Below are 21,875 nucleotides of genomic sequence, written 5' to 3' on the forward strand. Positions count from 1 at the left end.
GCTCAGAGCCGGGGGTCCACCGGCTCCGACTCCAGCGCCAGGACGGCGAACACCGCTTCGTGGACCCGCCACAGCGGCTCCCCGTCCGCGAGCCGGTCCAGGGCCTCCAGGCCGAGGGCGTACTCGCGCAGGGCCAGCGAGCGCTTGTGGCCGAGGAAACGGCCGCGAAGGCGGTCCAGATTGTCCGGGCGGGTGTACTCGGGGCCGTAGATGATCCGCAGGTACTCCCGGCCGCGCACCTTGATCCCGGGCTGCACCAGGCGCCCCTTGCCGTCCCGGACGAGCGCGCCGAGCGGCTTGACGACCATGCCCTCGCCGCCCCGGCCGGTCATCTCCAGCCACCAGTCGGTGCCCGCGCGGACGGACGCCTCGTCGGCGGTGTCCACCACGAGCCGCCGGGTGACCTGGAGCAGCCCGCTGGGGTCGTGCTCCACCAGCCGGTCCAGCCAGGCCAGCTGCTCGTCGTGCGGTACGGAGGCCAGCGAGCGGCCCTCGACGGCGAGGATCTGGAACGGCGCCAGGCGCACGCCGTCCAGCCCGTCGGTGCCCCAGCAGTAGCGCCGGTACGCCTGGGTGAACGCCGCCGCGTCCTCGGCCCGCTCCCGCTGCCGGTCCGCGAGCGCGCCCACGTCGACGCCGCGCGCGGCGGCTGCGGCGAGGGCCCCGGCGGCGGCGGGGAACACCGCGCCCGAGGCGGCGCCCACGGCCGCGTACTGCGAGCGGAGCAGGCCGCGCGCCTTCAGGGACCAGGGCATCAGCTCGGCGTCGAGCAGCACCCAGTCGGTGCCCCACTCGTCCCACAGCCCGGCCGCGGTCACCGCCGCGCGCAGCCGCCCGAGCACCGTCCCGGTGAGCGCGGGGTCGTCCAGGAACGGGCGGCCGGTGCGGGTGTACAGCGCGCCGGCGGGCCCGCCGTCGCCGGTGTCCGGGGTCCCGAAGCGCTCCCGGGCCGCGGCGGCGTCCTTGCAGACCAGGGCCACGGCGCGGGAGCCCATGTGCTTCTCCTCGCACACCACCTTCGCCACCCCGGCCGCGCGGTACTCGCCGAACGCCTCGGCCGGGTGCTCCAGATAGCCCTCCTCGCGCGAGGTGGCGGTGGGCGCCATGGTCGGCGGCAGGTACGGCAGCAGCCGGGGATCGACCGCGAACCGGCTCATGACCTCCAGGGCGGCGGCGGCGTTCTCCTCGCGGACGGCGAGGCGGCCCATGTGGCGGGTCTCCACGATCCGGCGGCCCCACACGTCGTCCAGGTCCAGCGGCCGGCCCTCCCGGCCCCCGGGCGCGTCCGTCTCCAGCGGCTTCACCGGCTCGTACCAGACCCGCTCCGCCGGTACGTCGACGAGCTCGCGCTCCGGCCAGCGCAGCGCGGTCATCTTCCCGCCGAAGACGGCACCGGTGTCCAGGCAGATGGTGTTGTTGATCCACGAGGTGTTGGGCACGGGCGTGTGGCCGTAGACCACGGCGGCGCTGCCCCGGTAGTCCTCGGCCCACGGGTAGCGCACGGGCAGCCCGAACTCGTCGGTCTCGCCGGTGGTCTCGCCGTACAGCGCGTGCGAGCGGACCCGGCCCGAGGTGCGGCCGTGGTACTTCTCGGGCAGCCCGGCGTGGCAGACGACGAGCCGGCCGCCGTCCAGCACGTAGTGGCTGACGAGCCCGTCGATGAACGCGGCGACCCGCGTGCGGAACTCGGGGTCCTTCGCGTCCTCCCGTTCCAGCTGCTCGACGGTCTCGGCGAGGCCGTGGGTGAGCTGGACCTTGCGGCCCTTGAGGTAGCGGCCGAGCTTGTTCTCGTGGTTGCCGGGGACGCACAGGGCGTTGCCGCCGGCCACCATCGACATCACGCGGCGCAGGACGCCGGGGCTGTCGGGGCCGCGGTCGACCAGGTCGCCGACGAAGACCGCGGTGCGGCCCTCGGGGTGGGCGCCGTCCACGTACCCCAGCTTGCCGAGGAGGGTGTCCAGCTCGGAGCGGCAGCCGTGGATGTCGCCGATGATGTCGAACGGTCCGGTGAGGTGGCGCAGGTCGTTGTAGCGGCGCTCCAGGACCACTTCGGCCCGCTCGGCCTCGTCCTCGGAGCGCAGGACGTGCACCTTGCGGAAGCCCTCGCGCTCCAGGCCGCGCAGCGAGCGGCGCAGCTCGCGGCGGTGGCGCTGGACGACGTGGCGGGGCATGTCGGCGCGGTCCGGGCGGGCCGCGTTGCGGGCGAGGCAGACCTCTTCGGGCAGGTCGAGCACGATGGCGATGGGCAGCACGTCGTGCTCCCGGGCCACCCGCAGGAGCTGGCGCCGGGCCTCCGGCTGCACGTTCGTGGCGTCCACGACGGTCCGCCGGCCGGCGGCGAGGCGCTTGCCCGCGATGTAGTGCAGGACGTCGAAGGCGTCCTTGCTGGCGCTCTGGTCGTTCTCGTCGTCGGCGACGAGGCCCCGGCAGAAGTCCGAGGAGATGACCTCGGTCGGCTTGAAGTGCCGCCGCGCGAAGGTGGACTTGCCGGACCCGCTGGCCCCGATGAGCACGACGAGGGAGAGGTCGGTGACGGGGAGGGTGCGCGGGGCGCGCCCGGTGTCGTCGGTGCCGTTCATGCGGCTTTCGCCTCCTTCTCGGTCTCGTCGGTGGTCGCTGTGCCCGCGGTGAACACGGCCATCTGCGTGGGCGGGCCGACCTCGGGGTCGTCCGGGCCCACGGGCACGTATGCCACGCCGTATCCGTACCGGGCGGCCACCGCGTCCGCCCAGGCCCGGAATTCGGCCCGTGTCCACTCGAAGCGGTGGTCGCTGTGGCGGGTGTGGCCGGCCGGAAGGGTCTCCCAGCGGACGTTGTACTCGACGTTCGGCGTGGTCACGAGCACCGTGCGGGGGCGCGCGGAGCCGAACACGGCGAACTCCAGGGCGGGCAGCCGCTCCGGGTCCAGGTGCTCGATGACCTCGCTGAGCACCGCCGCGTCATACCCCTTGAGCCGCTTGTCCGTGTAGGTCAGCGAGCCCTGGCGCAGCGTCACGCGGGCCGCCTGGCGCTCCCCCATCCGGTCCAGCTTCAGCCGGCGCGCGGCGATCGTCAGGGCGCGCATGGACACGTCGAGGCCGACGACCTCCGTGAAGCGCGGGTCCTTCAGCAGTGCCTGCACCAACTGCCCCTGTCCGCAGCCGAGGTCGAGCACCCGGCCCGCCCCGGCGGCGGTGAGCGCGGACAGGATCGCGTCGCGGCGCCGCACGGCCAGCGGCACCGGCCGCTCCTCGGTGTCGGAGCCCTCGTCCACGGCGTTGTCGACGCTCTCGACGTCGAGGTCGTCCGCCTCCGCGAGCCGCACCAGTTCCAGGCGCTCCATCGCCTGCCGGGTCAGCCCCCAGCGCCGCGCCAGGTACCGGCTGGTGATGAGCTTGTGCTCGGGGTGCTCGGCCAGCCACCCCTCGCCCGCGCGCAGCAGCTTGTCGACCTCGTCCGGCGCCACCCAGTAGTGCTTGGCGTCGTCCAGCACCGGCAGCAGCACGTACAGCTGGCGCAGCGCGTCGGCGAGCCGCAGCTCGCCTTCGAGCACCAGCCGTACGTACCGCGAGTCGCCCCAGTCCGGGAACGTCTCGTCCAGCGGCACGGCCTCCGCCTCCACCCGCGTCCATCCGAGCGGACCGAAGAGCTTGCGCACCAGCTCGGCACCACCACGGGCCGGCAGGGCGGGCACTTCGATCCGCAGCTCCATGGGGGCCGCCGCCCGCTCGGGCATCGCCTTGCAGGCACCGCTCAGCGCGGACTTGAAGACGGTGCTCATCGCGACGGACAGCAGCGAGGATGCCGCGTAGGGGCGGTCGTTGACGTACTGCGCGAGCGCCGAGTCGGGCGCCCCGCCCCGGCCCTTGCCCTTCCCCTTGCGCACCAGGGCGATGGGATCGACCTCCAGCAGCAGGGCCGCCGTGCACCGCTCCACGGACGCCTCGGGATAGAAGACGTGCGCGGTGCCGTGGGAGGTGGAGAACGCCTGCGCCCGCCCGGGATGCTTGTGCAGCAGGAATCCGAGGTCGGTGGCGGGACGTTCCGGGGAGCCGGTGGTACTGATCGTCAGGAACACGCGTTTGAGTATGATCCGCCCGCTCGCGTCCCACCAGGCAATTTCCGTGTGCCCGCCACGAGCGCTCCCCCGAGCTTCCAGGAGGCGTCATGCCCATCGGCCCGTCGGTGCTGGCCGCCGCGAGGCGTCACTCGGTCGGTCTGCGCCGGGACGGCACCGTGCGCGCCGCGGGCGGCGAACTCGCGACCGCCGAATGCCGTGTCGGCCGGTGGGACGGCGTGGTCTCGGTCGCGGCGGGCAACGTCCACACCGCGAGGAACACGGGCAGGTCCCATACGGTGGGCCTCCGTTCGGACGGCAGGGTGCTGGCGACGGGCTGGAACGGCGACGGGCAGTGCGACGTCTCCGGCTGGCGGGGCGTCACGGCCGTGGCCGCGGGCTGGCGCCGCACGCTCGGGCTGCTCGGGAACGGCCGCGTGCTGGCGGCGGGCCGGCGCGCGGAAGGGCAGTGCGATGTGGGGCCCTGGCGCGAGGTGGTCGCCCTCTCGTGCGGTGACTGGCACTCGGTCGGCGTCCGGGCGGACGGTACCGCGGTGGCCGCGGGGAACAACCGGCGCGGGCAGTGCGCCGTGGCGGAATGGCGCGGCCTGGCCGCCGTCTCGGCCGGGTACCTCCACACCGTCGGCCTCCGGGCCGACGGGCGCGCGCTGGCCACCGGCGACCGGACGACCGGGGCGTGCGAGGTCGGTGAGTGGGAGGACGTGGTGGCGCTGGACGCGGGCAGCCGCCACACCGTGGGGGTCACCTCCTCCGGACGGGTCCTCGCGGTGGGAGACAACAGCCACGGTCAGTGCGAGGTCGGCGGCTGGCGCGGCATCGTCGCCGTGGCGGCGGGCTCGACGCACACGCTCGGCCTGCGCGCCGACGGCACGGTCGTCAGCACGGGGAACAACGCGGACGGGCAGTGCGAGGTCGCCACCTGGTCCGGCATCCGCCTGCGATAGCCGGAGGGCCGCGCTGCCCCCTCCGAGGCCGGCGCCGGCCCGCACCCCCGCCCAAGCCCACCGGGGCCGTGTCACCCCGCCCCGGCTCCCCCCGTGGCGCCCCCGGGCGCACCGCGCCGCGCAGTCGCCAGCCCCGCGATCTCCCCCGGCCCCACCCGGCAGCACCCGCCGACCAGCCGGGCGCCCGCCTCCTGCCAGGCCGCCAGCCGCCCGGGGCCGAACGCGGCGCTCCCGGTCCACGCGCCCGACTCCGCGTCCCAGCGTTCGCCGCTGTTCGGGTAGACAACGGCCGGCTTCCCGGTCACCCGGACCGCCTCCCGCGCGGCGGCCTCCGCTTCGGCGGGGGCGCAGCAGTTGACGCCGACCGCGATCACCTCGTCGTGCTCCCGGGCCAGGGCGAACGCCTCGTCCAGCGGCTGCCCGGCCCGGGTCCGGCCCCCGGCCACGGTGTAGGAGAGCCACACCGGCAGCCCGTACTCCCCCGCCACCCGCAGCAGCGCCCGCGCCTCGGCCGTGTCCGGCACCGTCTCCAGGGCCAGCACGTCCGGCCCGGCGGCGGCCAGCGCCTCGACGCGGGGGCGGTGGAAGCGCTCCAGCTCCCGGACGGTCAGCCCGTAGCGGCCCCGGTATTCCGCCCCGTCCGCCGTCACCGCCCCGTACGGACCGACCGAGGCCGCGACCCAGACGTCCCGCTCGACCGTGCCGGCCGCCCGCCGGGCCAGCTCCACGCTGCGGGCGAAGAGCCCGGCCGCCTCGTCCCGCCCGATTCCGCGCCGCCCGAACCCCTCGTAGCTCGCCTGGTAACTGGCCGTGATGAGCACCTGGGCCCCGGCCCGCACGTACGCCGTGTGGGCGGCCTCGATCTGCCCGGGTCCGTCGGCGAGCAGCCGGGCGGACCACAGCGCGTCGGACAGGTCGCAGCCCTGGGCCTCCAGCTGGTTGGAGAGCCCGCCGTCGAGCAGGACCGTGCCCTCGGCCAGCGCGGCGGCCAGCGGGCGGCCGGGCCCAGGTGTCATCGCGGCCCCGCTCTCAGCCCAGCTGGGACTGGACCTGGGAGGCGATCAGGTCCAGGTGGTCCAGATCGTCCAGGTCGAGGACCTGGAGGTAGATCCGCGAGGCCCCGATCTCCGCGTACCGCCCGATCTTGTCGACCACCTCGGCGGGCGACCCCGCGAGTCCGTTGGCCTTCAGCTCGGCCACCTCCCGGCCGATGACGGCGGCCCGGCGCGCCACCTCCGCGTCGTCCCGGCCGACACAGACCACCAGCGCGTTGGAGTACACCAGGTCGTCCGGCTTCCGGCCCGCCGCCTCGGCCGCCTCCCGGACCCGGCCGAACTGCTTCTCGCTGTCCTCCAGCGAGGCGAACGGGATGTTGAACTCGTCCGCGTACTGGGCGGCGAGGCGCGGGGTGCGCTTCGCGCCGTGTCCGCCGATGAGCACCGGCACCTTGGCCTGCGCCGGCTTGGGCAGCGCAGGCGAGTCCTTCAGCTGGTAGTACGTGCCGTCGTAGCTGAACGTCTTGCCGACCTCGGTCGCCCACAGCCCCGTGACGATCGCGAGCTGTTCTTCCAGGCGGCCGAACTTCTCCTTCGGGAAGGGGATGCCGTACGCCGTGTGCTCCTCCTCGAACCAGCCCGCGCCCAGGCCCAGTTCGACCCGGCCGCCCGACATCTGGTCGACCTGCGCCACCTGGATGGCGAGGACACCGGGGAGCCGGAAGGTGCCCGCCGTCATCAGCGTGCCCAGGCGGATGCGCTTGGTCTCGCGGGCCAGCCCGGCCAGCGTGATCCAGGCGTCGGTGGGGCCGGGCAGGCCGTCACCCTGCCCCATGCGCAGATAGTGGTCGGACCGGTAGAAGGCGTCGAAGCCGAGGTCCTCGGTGGCCTTGGCGACGGTGAGGAGGGTGTCGTAGCTCGCCCCCTGCTGGGGCTCGGTGAAAATGCGGAGATCCATGCCTCCATCCTGCACCCGCGCGCGCCGTCCGCCCCTCTCCGGGGCACCGTCCGCGTGGAGTCGCGGCCTCGGAGGCGTACCGGAGGGGGTGACCGCTCACTGGATGCCGGTCACCGGGCCCACCGGGCCGTGCAGCGCCCCGGGCGGGCCGTCCCGCTCCCGGCCGCGCTCCAGCTGCTCCCGCCGCTCCCGCTCCCGCTCGTCCAGGAGCCGGAGCATGGAGCGGACCCGGTCGGTCGACTCGTCGGCGGCGTCGATCGCCTCCATGCACTGCCAGTACAGGCCCTGCTCATCGGTCTCGCAGGCCACCCCGACCAGGGCCATGCCGACCTCACCGAGCAGCGCGGCCAGGCCCGTCAGGGCCGCCCGGGGATCGGCGACCTCGGTCAGCCGGGCCGCGCGGGCCACCCCGGCGCGGGCCGCCGGGTGGTCGAGCGCGCCGCCGGTCCTGCCCCCGATCTCGCTGAGGGCGCCCGCCTCGGCCCGCAGCTCCTTGGGGCCGCCCGCCGCCAGCCGGCTGCCGACCGCCTGGGCCAGGGCCTGGGCCTGCCACGCCTCGGCGATGATGTCCGGTGTGCCCCGGCTCTGCGCCAGCGCCTGCCTGATGACCGCCACCAGCCGTTCCGCTTCCATCGACTGCCCCCGTTCGATGCGAAAACCCGCCCAACGCTGCGGAAAACCCGCTCACCACGTTCATTACCCACAGTGAGGGCGACCGCACCGGGACGCCAGAGGATTTCGGAAATCTGTGGACACTCAATCGAATGTGGATAAGTCGATCACTCCGAAGAGTGACGATCTTGGCTGCCCGTCGATTCGGGGGCCGGAAAGCGCGACTCGTTCCGTTCGATCTTGGCCGCGAGCGCCGAAAGCGGGTCGATTCCCAGCACCTCGCAGAACTGGAGGAGATAGGCGAGCACGTCCGCGACCTCGTCCGCCACGCGGGGCGCCGTCTCCGGGTCCGCCATGACCCGCGCCGACTGCTCGGGCGTCAGCCACTGGAAGATCTCCAGGAGTTCGGCGGCCTCCACGCTCAGCGCCGAGGCCAGGTTCTTCGGTGTGTGGTACTGCCCCCAGTCGCGCGCGTCCGCGAAGGCGGCCAGCCGCCGCTGGAGGGTCCGTACGTCGAGCCCGGTCATGTCCTCGCCCTACGCTCCCGGCACCCCGGCCGCCGTGACGCCCTCGACCTCCATGCCGGCGGGCGACAGCAGGAAGACGTTGCGGTCCACCCGGTGCATGCCGCTGCCCAGCCCGAAGACGACCCCGCTGGCGAAGTCCAGGATGCGCTTGGCCACATCGCTCTCCGCGCTGGTCAGGTCGAGCAGCACCGGCACCTGGGCGACCAGGTACTCCGCGACCTCGCGGGCGTCGGCGAACACCTGGACCCGCAGCACGACCATGCGCCGCTGCTCGGCGGGTTCCGGCTCGTCCTGGACGCCGCGGTGGTCCACCCGGGAGGGCCACTCGTTGCGGCTGCGCAGCGGTACGACCTGGGCCAGCCCCTCCCACTGCTCGTCCGTGACGTCGTACCTGTCGTACCTGCTCACCGGAACACCCCGTCCGCACCTCGGTCGGCGTCGCGCCGGCCGCGCTCACTGTTCATCGGGCGATTGTCCCCTCCCTCACCCGTTCGGCCTACGAGCGACACGGCTCAAGGCCCGATTGAAGCCGCCGGAATCACGTCCGCGGGGTCCGCGACCGTGATGGCGCCGCTCGGAGCGGTGGTGCTGTCCAGCGGGGTGAAGCGGATCGGGAGGTGGGCCAGCGCGCGGTGGAACGGGCCGGGGCGCCAGATCAGTTCGTCCGGCGCCACGGCGAGCTCCGCGTCGCACAGGAGGCTGGTGAGCTGTTCGATGGCGGTCATGGCGATGAGCAGGGCCGGCTGCTTGGCCGGGCAGCGGTGGGGCCCGGCCGACCAGGCGAGATGGGCGCTGGCCCCGGAGCGGAGGCCGTCGTCGGAGACGGGCGGCGCGGACTGGGAGTTGGCGGCGGCGTAGGAGACCAGGACGAGCTGTCCGGCGCGCAGCCGTACACCGTGGAACTCGGTGTCGTGGCGCGGGTAGTGGGCCGCCAGGTTGGCGAGCGGCGGGTCGCGCCACAGCACCTCGTTGATCGCCTCGTGGGCGGTCATCGCGCCGCCGTGCAGGGAGCCCGCGTAGCGTTCGTCGGTGAGCATGTGGAGCGTGGCGTTGCCGATGAGGTTGGTCATCGGGTCGTTGCCGGCGCTCATCACCAGGGTGATCTGACGGACCGTCTCGTCGTTGTCGAGTCCCGCCGGGTGGGCGAGGAAGTACGAGGTCAGGTCGCGGCGCGGCCGGGCGCGCCGGTCGGCGACGAGCCGGGTGACGACGTCGACCAGGTCGGCGTACGCGGCGGCGGCGTCGGCGGCCGAGTTCATCATCCCGGCGACCCCGTCCACGATCCGTTCGCCGTCCTCGGGGTCGGCGCCGAACCAGGTGACGAAGATGTGCATGGGGAGCCGGCGGGCGTACTGGGCGATGAGGTCGCCGCTGCCGGTGGCGGCGAACCGGCCGATGAGCTGGCGGGCGACGCGGGCCACCTCGGCGCGCAGGACGTGCGGTTCGATCAGCGCGAGGCTGTCGTTGATGGCCTGGCGGTAGCGGGCGTGCACCGCACCGTCGCTGAACAGGGCGGTGGGGCGGTGGCCGAGCACGGGCAGCACGGGCGAGTCCGGCGGGACGGTGGCCTGCCAGGCGCGGGGGTCCTTGCTGAAGGTGTGGGTGTCGCGGAGCAGGTCGATGGCGGCCTGGTAGTCCGTGACGAGCAGCGCCTCGACGTCGGGGGCGATCCGCACCGGTGCGAGCGGGCCGTGCTCGCGCAGGGCGCGGTAGTGGCCCTGCGGGTCGGCCGCGAAGGCCGGGCCGTACAGCGCGAGGGGCCGCGGCGGCGGCGCGTAGGCGGTCATGAGGCGTCCTCGGGCTGCGGCATGCGGGTCAGCACGTGTTCGGCGAGTGCGATCAGGGCGTCGATGCTGCCGCGGCGTTCGCGCGCGTCGCACTGGACGAGCGGGGTGGTCTCGGCCAGGTCGAGGTGCTTGCGCAGGACCTCGTCGCTGTGCTCCGGGGCGTCGGGGAAACGATTCACCGCGACGGCGTACGGCAGTCCCTGCTCCTCGACCATGTCCATCACGGCGAAGGAGTCGGCGAGCCGCCGGGTGTCCACGAGGACGAGTGCGCCGAGGGCGCCGCGGGCGATGTCCTCCCACAGCGGCAGGAACCGTTCCTGGCCGGGGGTGCCGAACATGTAGAGCACGAGGTCGTCGGGGACGGTGAGGCGGCCGAAGTCGATGGCGACCGTGGTGGTGGTCTTCTCGGGGAGTCCGGCGGTCGAGTCGACGCGGGTGCTGGACTGGGTCATCGCCTCCTCGGTGTGGAGGGTGGCGATCTCCGAGAGGGTGCGGATCAGGGTGGTCTTGCCCACGCCGAAGGGACCCGTGACGACGAGTTTCATCAGGGTCCGGGCGGCGGCCGGCAGATAGCCGACGCCGGTCCGGTCAGGGGAGGGAGCGGAGTCCATCGAGCAGCCTCTCGACAAGCGACCTGTCGATCTGCCCGGCACTGGGTATCGGCGGTCGGGTGAGCAGTAGTCCGGTGGCCGCGAGGTCCGTGGCCAGGAAGACGGTGGCACTGACCGGCAGGTCCAGGTGGGCCGCGCACTCGACGACGGTGAGGGCTCCCGGTTCCAGCAGGTCGCAGAGTCTGCGGGCCTGGGTTCCGGCGTCGTCGGGCACGGGCGCTTCGGTCCGTACGAGGACGGCGAGCCGGTCGAGGGCGGGGCCGGCGGGGCGGGACCGGCCGCCGGTGACCAGATAGGCGGGGATCAGACGGCGTGCTGGGCCGGGGGTCATGGCCGGGCGGCGGTGTCCGGCTGGCGGGCGGGTGCGTGCATCGCCCGGGTGAGCGCGGTGACCTGGACCTGCATCTGGTAGGCGATGTCGCCCAGTTTGGCGCCGGGTTCGGCGAACAGGGCGAGGGTGGTGTTGCGGCCGGCCGGTACGACGACGGCGAAGCCCAGGTCCGATTCCACGACGGTCTGCGCGAGTTGCGGGGCCTCGGCGTCGGTGAAGGCGGTCGTGAAGGCGCGGGCGGCGGCGTGCAGGGTGGCCGTCATCGCGGCGACCCGTTCGCCGGAGGCCCGGTCGAGGCCGGGGGACGCGCCTTCGACCAGGCCGTCGCCGGTGGCGACCACGGCGTGCTGGACTCCGGGCAGCTCAAGCAGCGGGGTCAGCACCCATGCGAGGTCGCCTGAGGTGGGGCTGGGGGCGCTCACTTCTCGTCGTCTCCTTGTTCGTCCTGGTGGTCGGGGGCGCCGGTGTCCGGTGCGGGCGGCCGCCCCGTGACGCTCCTGCCGTTGAGGGTGCCCTGCTGGAGGGCCGCCCAGGAAGCCCCTGCCGCCTCCGGTGTACGGGCCATCAGGCCGGCGGACGGCTCGGCGGCCCGGGCGGCGGTGCCCGCGGCGGGTGCGCGGCGCGGCGTCCGCCGGCGGCGGCTGGGCAGTCCGGTGGGCTCGGCGGCGGCCGGGGCGGGGGCGTCCGTTCCGGCGGGGGCGGGCCGGGCGGGGGCGGCGGCGGCCACGGGGGCGGGGGCGAGGGCGGAGAGGTTCCGGTCCTCGTCGAGCACGGTGAGCAGGTGGGCCGGGACGCGCAGGATGGTCCGCATGCCGCCGAACGGGGACGCCTCGATGTGGCACTCGAAGCCGTACTGCTCGACGAGCCGGCCGACGACCGCGAAACCGGTCTGCGGCGGGTCGCCGAGCTCGGTGAGCAGGACTTCGGCGGGTCCGGCGAGCAGCGCGCGGGCCCGGTCCAGGGCGTCCTCGTCCATGCCGATGCCGGCGTCGTCCACGACGAGGAACGCGCCCCGGCCGCCGCTCTGCTGGACGGTGACCTGGACGTCGGTGTCCGGGTGGGAGTACGCGGTGGCGTTGGCGAGGAGTTCGGCCAGGGCGATGGCGAGGGGTTCGGCGGCGCGGGCGGCGAGCGCGAGGCGTTCGTCGCGCAGGTGGTTGGAGACCTTGATCCGCTCGTAGCCGGCCACGCGGGACTGGGCGCCGAGGACGATCTCGACCAGCGGCGAGTTCTGGCGGGCCAGTCCGGGCCAGGCGTCGCACAGGACGGCGGTGGACTGGGTGCGGCGCAGCGCGAGTTCGTTGCGGAAGTCGAGCTGGAGGATGCGCGGGTCGTCGTACTCGTGCTGGAGTTCGTGCAGCAGCTGCTGGGACTGGTTCAGGAGGGACTGGATCTTGGCGGAGGTGCCGCGCATCGCGGCGCGGGCCGCGGCGTCGACGCGTCCGCGCTCTTCGAGGACGGCGGTCCGCGCGGCCTGGACGGCCTCGGTGAGCAGGAGGGCGGCGCCGCCGTCGACCTCGGCCGCCTCGCGCAGTCCGGGGACGGTGGCGCTGGGGTGGGAGAGGGCGAGGGCGGCGGCGGGTATCCGCTTGCGCGCGAGCTGCCGGATCTCGTCCAGGAGGGCCGCGGTGCGGGCCTCGGCGGCCTTGGCCTGGCGTTCGGCGAGTTCGGCGCGGGTGACGGCCTGCTGCTCGGAGAGGCCGGTCCGGTAGGCGCGCGAGAAGCCGACCGCCGCGGCGGCGACGGCGATGACTGCGACGATCCATGCCATGCCGTTACCGCGTCTCTCTCGTCGGGTCGGTCCGCCGCCCCGCGCGGGGCGGGACCGCGCGGTCAGCCCGCGAGGCCTGCCGGCTCACTGACCTGCTCCACTTCGTGTGCGACGGTGGCGACGTCGGTCATGATCTGGACCACGCTGGGCCGCTGCGAGCCGTCGAGCTGCCGGTATTCGCTGGCGATGGTCACCACCAGCCGTTCGGGGAGGCCGAGTCCGGGGTAGCGGCCCTCGGCGATGACCTGGCGGGCGGCGTCGATGGAGGGGACGCCCGCGGCGTGCAGCGCGTGGGCGCGCTCGCGGATGTATTCGAGGTACGTGATGTGCTCGCGGACGCCGTCCCGGTCGAGGACGGGCCCGTGGCCGGGGACGATCGTTTCGGCACCGGTGGCCAGCACCTGTTCGCAGGCTCCGATGATGTTGCTCAGCGGGCCTTCCCAGTGGATCGGGTGGTCACCGGGCTGCTCGGGGGACGACGAGAAGATGATGTCGCCGCTGAACACGGTGGACTGGGCGGGCAGGTGGACCATGAGGTCGCCGGTGGTGTGCGCGGGTGCCAGCGAGGTGATCTGCACCGGGTAGTCGCCGAGGCTCAGTTCGAGCTCGCCCGTGAAGTAGGTGGTCGGCCGGACGGGCTCGGTCCGCGACCAGTCGAACGGGCCGAAGTGGCGGGCGAGGTAGGACCCGAGCGGGGTCGTGGGGGCGCCGCCGGTGACGAGCGCGTGCTGCTGCTGCGGCGAGGGCTCGTAGTGGATGTGCTCCCTGGCCTCGCGGGTCACGATGATCTCGGCGTCCGGAAGGACGCCCGCGCCCCAGAAGTGGTCGCCGTTGGCGTGCGTGACGACCACCCGGTCGATGGTGACGCCGTCGGGCAGCCGCTTGGTGGATTCGGCGAGGAACTGGCCGGCGAGCACCGGGTCGTACGGCGTGTCGATCCACAGCGCCCCACGGGGCGAGACGAGCAGGCCGCAGTTGGCCAGCCCCCAGCCACGCTTGGGCGGGAGCCAGGCATACAGGCCCCTGCCAAGGTCAACGACATCCCCACCCGTGATCGACATGGACGCGATTATGCCGACCACTTTCCGGTCGCGCGTTCGAACCCGACCATCCGGGCACACGATTGGCTTGAAATAGCCCTTTACCGGCGACGCGGAGGGCCAGGTGGTGACCGTACGAGACCACTTCGGACCGACTTCGTCACTATTGCGGGAGACGGGGCCCTCAAACCGGAAGAGACCGATTACCCACCGAGCATGGCTGAAAACAGACGCCAAAAGGTCCCCGGTGCACCGCTCGGAGAGCGGCGCACCGGGGACCCGTGGCTCAAGTCGGCCGGACCGTCAGGAACGGACCTGGCCGCGTTCGAAGTACGCGATCAGCTCGGGGTCGAGGGGCGGCACCTCGTGCGGTGCGCCGCCCTCGCGCAGGGAGCGGGTCGCGAGGACTCCGGCGGCGACGCTCATCCGGGCGGCGACCGGGGAGGTGTCGGTGACTCCCCCTTCGCGGACGAAGCGGACGAACTCCCGCATGATCCGGCTGTCGCCGCCGCCGTGGGAGCCCTTGGCCTCGGGCACCCGGTAGGTGATGTCGGCGTCGGCGCGGTAGCCGCTGGGGCCGGTGTTCCAGACCTTGACCTCGTCGCCGGGGCCGTCACCGAAGTTCTCCAGCCGGCCCTCGGTGCCGATCACCGTGTAGTTGCGCCAGTAGTCGGGGGTGAAGTGGCACTGCTGGTAGGCGGCCACGACACCGTTGTCCAGCTGCATGTTCATCACCGAGACGTCCTCGACGTCCACGATGTGGTGCAGGTCCTTGCGGGCCGTCGGCGGCCAGTCGAACTCGCGCAGCCAGTTCTCGGGGCGCGGGGTGTCCGGCTCGCGGCGCGGCAGGTTCCCGTAGACGAGCAGGTCGCCGAGGGCGTTGACGCGCCGCGTGTAGCCGCCGGCCAGCCAGTGCAGCACGTCGATGTCGTGGGCGGCCTTCTGGAGGAGCAGGCCGGTGGTACGGGTGCGGTCGGCGTGCCAGTCCTTGAAGTAGTAGTCGCCGCCGTAGCCGACGAAGTGCCGCACCCAGACGGCCTTGGGCTCGCCGATGTCGCCGCGCGCGATGATGTCGCGCATCAGCCGGACGACGCCCATGTGGCGCATGTTGTGGCCGACGTAGAGCCGGGTGCCGGTCTCGTACGCGGCGCGCAGGATGTTGTCGCAGCTCTCGACGGTGATGCCGAGGGGCTTCTCGACGAAGACCGCCTTGCCGGCCCGCAGGGCGTCGATGGCGATGGCTTCGTGGGTGTCGTCCGGGGTGGCGACGATGATCGCGTCCAGGTCGTCCCGGCCGAGGAGCAGCTTGTAGTCCTCGACCGCGGTCCCGGCGCCGAAGCGCTCGGCCTCGCGCCGGCGCACCTCCGGGTCGAGGTCGCAGACGGCGGTGATCGCCGATCCCTTGCCGGGGTGGTGGGCCGACATCGCGATGGACCGGCGCAGGCCGAGCCCGATGACACCGAGTCGCAGGTCTGACACGGGAGTCCCTTCAGTTGGTGCGGGTCGTGCGGGCGGAGGCTACTTGCCGGCGAGCGAGGCCTCGAACTCGGCGCGCATCTTGTCGCCGCCGCCGGAGCGCCACTTGCGCAGCTCGTCCTCGAAGGCGGAGACCGGCTTGCGGCCGGCGACGATGTCCAGCTGGATGTCGCTCATGGCGGTGGTGAGCGACGGGCTCTTGCTGGTGGACGTGTCCGAGAAGTGGCCGCTCGTCGGGTTGGTCTGGGCGATCTTGAGCAGGTCCTCCTGCCAGCCGTGGATCTTGCTCGCCATGTCGCCCCGGCCCGGCAGGTAGACGTACTCCGGCCCGGCGGCGAGGAAGGCCAGCGGCATGGCGGTGGTGACGGCCTCGGAGTTGCCCTTGGCGGTGAGCTTGACGTCGCCCCCGGAGGTGCGGGTCCAGTGCTTGCCCTCGATGCCGTTGTCGAGGAACAGGCGCTCCTCGGTACCGAAGGGGGCGGCCAGGTAGTCCAGGACGCGCAGCAGCATCCTGACGCGCTTGTCGTCGGCCTTCTTGTTGATGGCGGTGTAGCCGACGGAGCCGTAGCCCATGTTGTAGTGCGGCGTGGCGCCTTCCTTGGCGGCGAACGGCACGATGACGCCGAACGGGAAGTCGTACGTCTTGGCGTCGACCAGGAAGCTGGGGAAGGACTGGACGTAGGCGCCGAGGGAGCCCTGGGCCATCTTCTCCATGGTGGTGCTGAGGTTGGGGTCCGGCCAGAAGAGCTTGGCCCTGGCGCACTTGACGGCGAAGGCCAGGGCCTCCTGGTACTCCTCCGTCTCGTACTGGTGCGTCAGCTTTCCGCCCTCCAGTCGCCAGCCGCTGGGGGCGCCGAACCACTGGGCGAACTGGGCGATGTGGTTCACGTACGCCGGCTCCAGGACGTACTTGTTGCGCTTGACGTCCAGCAGCTCCTTGCCCTTGGCGAGGAAGTCCTCGGCGCTGGTGAACTCGGCGCCGCCGACCGGCTTCCAGAAGTCCTGGTTGACGACGTAGACCTGGCCCATGGAGCCGTAGGCGACGGTGACCCCGCGGATCTTGCCGTTGACGACGGCGGTCTTCCAGGCGGTGGTCGGCAGGTTGGCGAGGTTGGGGTACGCCTTGACGGCGTCGCCCGACAGGTAGGGGGTGAGGTCGTGGAACTTGGCGTCCAGGAGCTCGGGCACGCGCTGGATGCCCTGGTTCGGCGGGAACCACACGAGGTCGGGTATGTCGCCGCCGGCCATCATGGCGTTGAACTTGGTGAGGTACGCGTCGACGCCCTGGTCCACGACGATCGTCATGTCGAACCGGGCCCCGAGCCGCTTGTTCAGCTCCTGCCAGTAGGCGTTCCTGGCCTGCGGCGGCGCGGGCGTGGTGAACGTCTCGGTGAGGGCGGTGATGCGGCTGCCGTCGCCGGGGGTCTTCGCGACGGACTTGGTGAGCTTCTTGGGGTAGCGCAGATAGGTGGCGTCGAGGCCCGACGCGTTGCCCGGGAGGTCGGCGGGCGCGGTCTGGGCCGCCACGTACGTCGGGAGCCTGAGCTTGGCCGACGCCTTGGCGCCTCCCTTGCTGACCGCGGCGCCGCTGCCGCAGGCGCTCAGGGTGGTCAGACCCGCGACGGTGAGGCCGGCGATTCCCGCGGCGCCCATGAAACCGCGTCGGGACAGGTGGGTGGACATGGGGCTCCTTGAAGTGGGTGGCGGGCGGGGCGGTGGTGCGGGGCGGGCGGGGTCAGCCCTTGATCGCCCCGGTGAGGACGCCCTTGACGAAGAACTTCTGCAGGAAGGGGTAGACGCAGAAGATGGGCACGATGGCGATGATCAGCACGGCCATCTGCAGGGAGGTCGCGGGCGGGACGGAGTGGACGCCCATCGCGGAGGCGTTGATGCTCTGTCCGTTCAGGACGTAGCTGCGCAGGATCACCTGGATGGGGAACTTGCTGGAGTCGTTGAGGTACAGCACCGCGTTGAAGAAGCTGTTCCAGTACCCGACGGCGTAGAACAGGCCGACCACGGCGAGGACCGCCTTCGACAGCGGGAGGACGATCCGGAAGAGGACCGTGACCTCACCCGCGCCGTCGATGCGCGCCGCGTCGTACAGCTCTTCCGGAATGCTCTGGAAGAACGAGCGGACGACGACGATGTTGAAGGCGTTCAGCAGGACCGGAAGGATCAGTGAGGCGTACGTATCCAGCATGTGGAACTGCTGGACGGCGAGGTACGTCGGGATGATGCCGGGTGCGAAGAGGAACGTGCCGAGCACCAGCAGCAGGATCGGCTTGGCGAGGACCGTGCCGGGGCGCGAGGTGCCGTACGCGATCATCACCGTGCAGGCCAGGCTGAGCGCGGTCCCGATCAGCGTGATGAAGACGGACACCACCGCGGCCCGGGTGACCACGCCCCCGGACAGGATGACGCGGTACGCCTCCAGCGTCGGGTGGTGCGGGATCAGCACGTAGCCGCCGTTGGCGTTCAGCTCCTCGCGGCCCGCGAGGCTGGTGCCGATGGCCAGGACGAAGGGGTAGAGCACGATCACGGTCAGCACGATGAGTGCGAGGCCCTTGGCGCCCTGCCCGTACCAGTGCGGGCGCTCCATCCACGGCGGGCGGCCGTTGGACTTGCGGGGGCGGGGAGGACCGGACCGGGCGGCGCGCGGCCGGGTCGCGACGGACTGACTCATCGGTACACTCCCTGCTCGCCGAAGCGGTGGGCCAGCTTGTTGGCGGCGAGGATGAGGGCGAATCCGATGACGCCCTTCATCAGTCCGGCGGCGGTGCTCATGCCCCAGTCGCCGTCCACGACGCCGTGGAAGTAGACATAGGTGTCCATCACCTCGGCGGCGTCCGGGCCGACGGCGTCGCGCTGGAGCAGGATCTGCTCGAAGCCGACCGAGAGGATGTCGCCGAGCCGCAGGATGAGCAGCATCAGGATGACCGGCCGGATGCCGGGCAGGGTGATGTGCCAGATCCGGCGGAGCCAGCCGGCACCGTCCATGGCGGCGGACTCGTACTGGCCCATGTCGATCGAGGCGATGGACGCCAGGAAGATGATCGTGCCCCAGCCGCAGTCCTTCCAGATGGCCTGCGCGGTGATGAGGAACTTGAAGGTCCCGGGGTCGGTCATCACGTTGCCGATGCCGACCCCGTGCTCCATGAGGAGCGTGGTGACCGATCCGGCGCCGCCGAGGACCTGCTTGCACATCGCGACGACGACGACCCAGGACAGGAAGTGCGGGAGGTAGACGACGGTCTGGATGAACCGCTTGATCTTCTCGCTGATCAGCGAGTTGAGCAGCAGGGCGAGGGCGATCGGTGCCGGGAAGTACAGGAGGAGCTGGATCGCCGTGATCTGGAGGGTGTTGGACACCGCGCTCCAGAACTCGGGCTCGGCCAGCAGCGCGGTGAAGTTCGCCATCCCGACGAACGGGCTCTGCTTGAAGCCCAGGAACGGCTGGTAGTCCTGGAAGGCGATGACGTTGCCCGCGAGCGGCAGGTAGAAGAAGAGGACGAAGTACAGCACGCCGGGCAGGCAGAAGAGCAGAAGCGCCTTGTCCCGCTTGATGCGCTGCCGGAGCGGCTGCCGTATTCGGTTCCTCTTGCCCTTCCTCCCCGCGGGACGTTCCGCGTCTTCCGGGTCGCGGGGCTGCGGCACGGGCGGCCGCGCAGCTGTGACCGGCGTGTTTGCCATCGTCACAGGCACCTCCAGGGCTGATGGAGCGAGAGAACGTCCCGCATACGTGAAGGGGCGGCGCGTGCTTCGGGAAGCGCGGCCGCTGCCTCTTCGCGGCGACAGGCACATAGTTCACGACCGTGCGGCCATATGGCAAGAGTTGTTCATTTCGCAGAGGTAACGAACATCTATGGGCAGGCAAAAGTCGTCGGATGCCGCCTCACTGCGTGTCACATACCAGGCATTCACCCCACAAGGGGCGCTCCATGCCTGCGGAACGGGGGCCGGAATGCACTGTTCCTCCGTCAGGACCGGCCAGTCGGCGCACAGTTGTGCTTGATGGTGCGCATTTCACGCACGGTCCGGCACCCTGAACCGGTTTGGGCGCGCGCGAAAGAGCGGGCCGCCGCGCCATGTGCGCGCGACGGCCCGCTGGGGGTACGGCGAAGGGGTCAGACGGCGATGACCGTGACACCGGCCTCGGTGAAGCGGGCGGACGCCTCCGGGGCGATCCCCCGGTCGGTGACCAGGAAGTCCACCAGCGAGAGGTCGCAGACCCGGGCGAAGGCCCGCTTGCCGATCTTCGAGGAGTCGGCGGCGACCACCACGCGCTGGGCCTGCTGGGCGAGCAGCCGGTTGATGCTGGCCTCGCCCTCGTGGTGCACGTACGCCCCGCGTTCGGTGTCGATGGCGTTGACACCGAGGACGGCCACGTCGAGCGTTATCTCGCCGAGCACCCCGCTGGCGAGCGGTCCGGTCAGCTCGTACGACTGGGGCCTGGCGACGCCGCCGGTGACGACCATCTTGATCTGCGGCCGGATCACCAGCTCGTTGGCGATGTTGAGGGCGTTGGTCACCACCGTCAGCGTCGGCTGGCCCGCCGCACCGCCGGCTCCGTCGCCCACCAGGTCCGCGCGGACGGCGAGCGAGCGGGCCACCTCGGTGATCGTGGTGCCGCCGGTGAGGCCGACCACCTCGCCGACCGCGACGAGTTCGGCGACGGCACGGCCGATGGCCTGCTTCTCCGGGGCGTTGCGCCCCGTTTTGTATCTGAGGGCCAGCTCGTAACTGACGCCGTGGGCGATCGCGCCGCCCCTGGTGCGGGTGAGCAGTTGCTGCTCGGCGAGCTGGTCCAGGTCCCGCCGGATGGTCGCGGCCGAGACGTCCAGCGCCCGCGCGGCGTCCTCGACGTCCACCCGGCCGTTCTTACCTACGAGTTCCAGCAGTGCGTTCCACCGGGCATCCCTGGACAAGACGGTTCTCCTCACAGGTCCGGGCTGCGGGCGCCCATCCCCTTGGGCGCGATCACCGGACAGGGCGCAAGCGTCGCACAAGGCTCCGGCGAGTCAAGCCCCGCGCAAGCAGAATGCTTGATAATGCTCGTTCCTCGCGGGTAACGTGCGCAAACGAGCATCCCATCACCAGTACGGAGTGCAAAAGTGTCATTTGTCGAGATCGAGATCGCCAGTCAGCCGGAGTGCTGGCGCCGCGCAGCGGAGCTGGCACCGAGTCACGCGGCCGTGCTGCCCGCGGCGGGCGAGCGCGTCGCCGTCGTCGGCTGCGGCACCTCGTTCTACATGGCTCAGGCATACGCCTCGCTCCGTGAGGAGTCCGGGCAGGGCGAGACCGATGCCTTCGCCGCGTCCGAGTTCCCCACCCGCCGCCGCTACGACCGGGTCCTCGCGCTCACCCGCTCCGGCACCACGACCGAGGTCCTCGAACTCCTCGGCCGGCTGAGCGGCACCACGCCCACGGTGGCCATCACCGCCGACCCGCGGACCCCGGTGATGACGGCCGCCGACGCGGTCGTCGTGCTGGACTTCGCGGACGAACGGTCCGTCGTCCAGACCCGGTTCGCCACCACGCTGCTCACGCTGCTGCGCGCGCACCTCGGACTGCACACCGACGCCGTGGTCCGGGACGCCGAGCGGGCGCTCGCCGAGCCGCTGCCGGAGGGCCTGGTGGACCGCACGCAGTTCACGTTCCTCGGGCGCGGCTGGACGGCCGGGCTCGCCAACGAGGCGGCGCTCAAGATGAAGGAGGCTTCGCTCTCCTGGACCGAGTCGTACGCCGCGATGGAGTACCGCCACGGCCCGATCTCCATCGCCACCGACACCACCGCCACCTGGACGTTCGGCGCCGCCCCCGGGGGCCTGCGCGAGCAGCTCCTGGAGACCGGCGCCCGCTGGGTGGAGAGCGACCTGGACCCGCTGGCCGACCTGGTCCGCGTCCAGCGCCTGGCCGTGGCCCGCGCCACCGCCCGCGGGCTCGACCCGGACGCCCCGCGCCACCTGACCCGCTCGGTGGTCCTGGCGGACGCCTGACCCCTGTCGTACGTCGAACGCCGGACGGGCCGGCATGCGGCCCGTCCGGCGTTCCGGGACCGGGGGTCCGGGGCGACGCCCCCGGTCAGGACTCCTCGAAGTAGGTGTCCAGGACCGCGTCGAAGCCCTCGGTCCACTCCTTGAGGCCGGCGCGCGACGGCGCCTCGACCTCGCCGTTGAACCAGCGCTGGGACGACAGGTGCACGGTGACGGTGAAGCGGCGGCCGAAGCGGGCCGGCTTCAGCTCGACCGCGCCGATCTCGTCCCAGCCGAAGTCCGCCTGCTGGTCGTCCAGCGTGAACCGGACGCCCTCGGGCCCCGCCGAGACCGACCCGCGCCGGTCGCTCGCCTCGAACGAGGGGCCCTGAGCGGCCTCTTCGTCGCTCTCCTGCTCGTCCTGCTCCTCCTGCTCCTCCTCGTCCTGCGCCACCGGCACCTCGTCGGCCGGCGGCTCGGCGACGGCGTCCGCGGGGGCGGGCTCCTCGGTGTTCTCCGGCTCCTCGTCCACCGCTTCGGCGGGTCGGGGGGCCGTGAGACCGGGGATGTACGCCGGGTCGGTCCCTGCGGCGTACGCGGGCTGGGTCTTCGGGTCTATGCGCTGCTCCACGGCGGGCAGTATGGCCGACGAACCTGTACGGGGCCAGTAAGGCCGTGCCGGGGGGCGGGCCCGGGCCCCCCGGCACGCCCCCCCCCCCCCCCCCCCCCCCCCCCCGGGGCCCCCCCCCCCCCCCCCCCCCCCCCCCCCCCCCCCCCCCCCCCCCCCCCCCCCA

At 72.5% G+C, this 21,875-nt stretch carries 21 protein-coding genes; 2 read left to right on the forward strand and 19 right to left on the reverse strand.

Going from position 1 to position 21,875, the window contains the following annotated elements; translation table 11 throughout:
- Positions 1-2: 2 nt before the first annotated feature.
- Both FKN01_RS21665 and FKN01_RS21670 read right to left on the reverse strand, forming a co-directional pair.
- Positions 3-2,579 (reverse strand): polynucleotide kinase-phosphatase, encoded by a 2,577-nt coding sequence (locus tag FKN01_RS21665; RefSeq protein ID WP_143623132.1) that lies wholly within the window; start codon positions 2,577-2,579, stop codon positions 3-5.
- On the reverse strand, positions 2,576-4,057 hold the full coding sequence (locus FKN01_RS21670) for a 3' terminal RNA ribose 2'-O-methyltransferase Hen1 (RefSeq protein WP_143623134.1): 1,482 nt from the start codon (positions 4,055-4,057) through the stop codon (positions 2,576-2,578). The genes FKN01_RS21665 and FKN01_RS21670 overlap by 4 nt, the downstream gene beginning before the upstream one ends.
- A gap of 89 nt (positions 4,058-4,146) precedes the next feature.
- On the opposite strand from FKN01_RS21670, the gene FKN01_RS21675 reads away from it, so the two are divergent.
- On the forward strand, positions 4,147-5,001 hold the full coding sequence (locus FKN01_RS21675) for a chromosome condensation regulator (RefSeq protein WP_143623137.1): 855 nt from the start codon (positions 4,147-4,149) through the stop codon (positions 4,999-5,001).
- 71 nt (positions 5,002-5,072) lie between these two features.
- On the opposite strand, the gene mmuM is transcribed toward FKN01_RS21675, so the two are convergent.
- From mmuM to FKN01_RS21755, 16 genes are all read right to left on the reverse strand, one after another.
- Entirely contained in the window at positions 5,073-6,017 is a 945-nt protein-coding gene (gene mmuM, locus FKN01_RS21680) for a homocysteine S-methyltransferase (RefSeq protein WP_143623139.1), read from the reverse strand.
- A 13-nt stretch (positions 6,018-6,030) separates the two neighbouring features.
- On the reverse strand, positions 6,031-6,954 hold the full coding sequence (locus FKN01_RS21685) for an LLM class F420-dependent oxidoreductase (RefSeq protein ID WP_143623141.1): 924 nt from the start codon (positions 6,952-6,954) through the stop codon (positions 6,031-6,033).
- A 96-nt stretch (positions 6,955-7,050) separates the two neighbouring features.
- Positions 7,051-7,587, reverse strand: coding sequence for a DUF6099 family protein (locus tag FKN01_RS21690; protein WP_143623143.1), 537 nt, complete (start codon positions 7,585-7,587; stop codon positions 7,051-7,053).
- Positions 7,588-7,733: 146 nt separating this feature from the next.
- Positions 7,734-8,093 carry a nucleotide pyrophosphohydrolase gene (locus FKN01_RS21695; protein ID WP_143623145.1) on the reverse strand — a complete coding sequence of 120 codons (360 nt, stop codon included), beginning with the start codon at positions 8,091-8,093 and terminating at the stop codon, positions 7,734-7,736.
- A 9-nt stretch (positions 8,094-8,102) separates the two neighbouring features.
- Positions 8,103-8,501: a cell division protein SepF gene (locus FKN01_RS21700; protein ID WP_143623147.1), complete on the reverse strand. Its 399-nt coding sequence runs from the start codon at positions 8,499-8,501 to the stop codon at positions 8,103-8,105.
- A 104-nt stretch (positions 8,502-8,605) separates the two neighbouring features.
- Positions 8,606-9,880 carry a cytochrome P450 gene (locus tag FKN01_RS21705; protein ID WP_143623149.1) on the reverse strand — a complete coding sequence of 425 codons (1,275 nt, stop codon included), beginning with the start codon at positions 9,878-9,880 and terminating at the stop codon, positions 8,606-8,608.
- A complete protein-coding gene (locus FKN01_RS21710; RefSeq protein WP_143623151.1) occupies positions 9,877-10,491 on the reverse strand; it encodes an ATP/GTP-binding protein in 615 nt (204 codons plus the stop codon). The genes FKN01_RS21705 and FKN01_RS21710 overlap by 4 nt, the downstream gene beginning before the upstream one ends.
- Positions 10,469-10,822, reverse strand: coding sequence for a DUF742 domain-containing protein (locus tag FKN01_RS21715; protein WP_143623153.1), 354 nt, complete (start codon positions 10,820-10,822; stop codon positions 10,469-10,471). The genes FKN01_RS21710 and FKN01_RS21715 overlap by 23 nt, the downstream gene beginning before the upstream one ends.
- Positions 10,819-11,244 (reverse strand): roadblock/LC7 domain-containing protein, encoded by a 426-nt coding sequence (locus FKN01_RS21720; RefSeq protein WP_143623155.1) that lies wholly within the window; start codon positions 11,242-11,244, stop codon positions 10,819-10,821. The genes FKN01_RS21715 and FKN01_RS21720 overlap by 4 nt, the downstream gene beginning before the upstream one ends.
- Complete coding sequence (locus FKN01_RS21725) at positions 11,241-12,593, reverse strand: ATP-binding protein (RefSeq protein ID WP_221939372.1); 1,353 nt, start codon at positions 12,591-12,593, stop codon at positions 11,241-11,243. The genes FKN01_RS21720 and FKN01_RS21725 overlap by 4 nt, the downstream gene beginning before the upstream one ends.
- Positions 12,594-12,655: 62 nt before the next feature.
- Positions 12,656-13,654, reverse strand: a complete 999-nt coding sequence (locus FKN01_RS21730) for an MBL fold metallo-hydrolase (RefSeq protein ID WP_143623157.1) — start codon at positions 13,652-13,654, stop codon at positions 12,656-12,658.
- A 282-nt stretch (positions 13,655-13,936) separates the two neighbouring features.
- Positions 13,937-15,112 (reverse strand): Gfo/Idh/MocA family protein, encoded by a 1,176-nt coding sequence (locus tag FKN01_RS21735; protein WP_143623159.1) that lies wholly within the window; start codon positions 15,110-15,112, stop codon positions 13,937-13,939.
- A 39-nt stretch (positions 15,113-15,151) separates the two neighbouring features.
- The gene (locus FKN01_RS21740; protein WP_143623161.1) at positions 15,152-16,792 is read right to left on the reverse strand and encodes an extracellular solute-binding protein; all 1,641 of its coding nucleotides are present in this window, start codon (positions 16,790-16,792) and stop codon (positions 15,152-15,154) included.
- Between the two features lie 52 nt (positions 16,793-16,844).
- Positions 16,845-17,792 (reverse strand): carbohydrate ABC transporter permease, encoded by a 948-nt coding sequence (locus FKN01_RS21745; protein ID WP_143623163.1) that lies wholly within the window; start codon positions 17,790-17,792, stop codon positions 16,845-16,847.
- Positions 17,789-18,799 (reverse strand): ABC transporter permease, encoded by a 1,011-nt coding sequence (locus tag FKN01_RS21750; RefSeq protein ID WP_398932915.1) that lies wholly within the window; start codon positions 18,797-18,799, stop codon positions 17,789-17,791. Before FKN01_RS21750 ends, FKN01_RS21745 begins: the two co-directional genes overlap by 4 nt.
- 434 nt (positions 18,800-19,233) lie before the next feature.
- The gene (locus tag FKN01_RS21755; RefSeq protein WP_143623165.1) at positions 19,234-20,034 is read right to left on the reverse strand and encodes a DeoR/GlpR family DNA-binding transcription regulator; all 801 of its coding nucleotides are present in this window, start codon (positions 20,032-20,034) and stop codon (positions 19,234-19,236) included.
- A gap of 186 nt (positions 20,035-20,220) precedes the next feature.
- Between FKN01_RS21755 and FKN01_RS21760 the strand changes: the two genes are divergently transcribed.
- Positions 20,221-21,105: an SIS domain-containing protein gene (locus FKN01_RS21760; protein ID WP_143623167.1), complete on the forward strand. Its 885-nt coding sequence runs from the start codon at positions 20,221-20,223 to the stop codon at positions 21,103-21,105.
- A gap of 85 nt (positions 21,106-21,190) precedes the next feature.
- On the opposite strand, the gene FKN01_RS21765 is transcribed toward FKN01_RS21760, so the two are convergent.
- Entirely contained in the window at positions 21,191-21,712 is a 522-nt protein-coding gene (locus FKN01_RS21765; RefSeq protein WP_143623169.1) for a hypothetical protein, read from the reverse strand.
- Between the last annotated feature and the right edge of the window lie 163 nt (positions 21,713-21,875).

It is taken from the genome of Streptomyces sp. 130, from assembly GCF_007096885.1.
Taxonomy (GTDB): Bacteria; Actinomycetota; Actinomycetes; order Streptomycetales; family Streptomycetaceae; genus Streptomyces.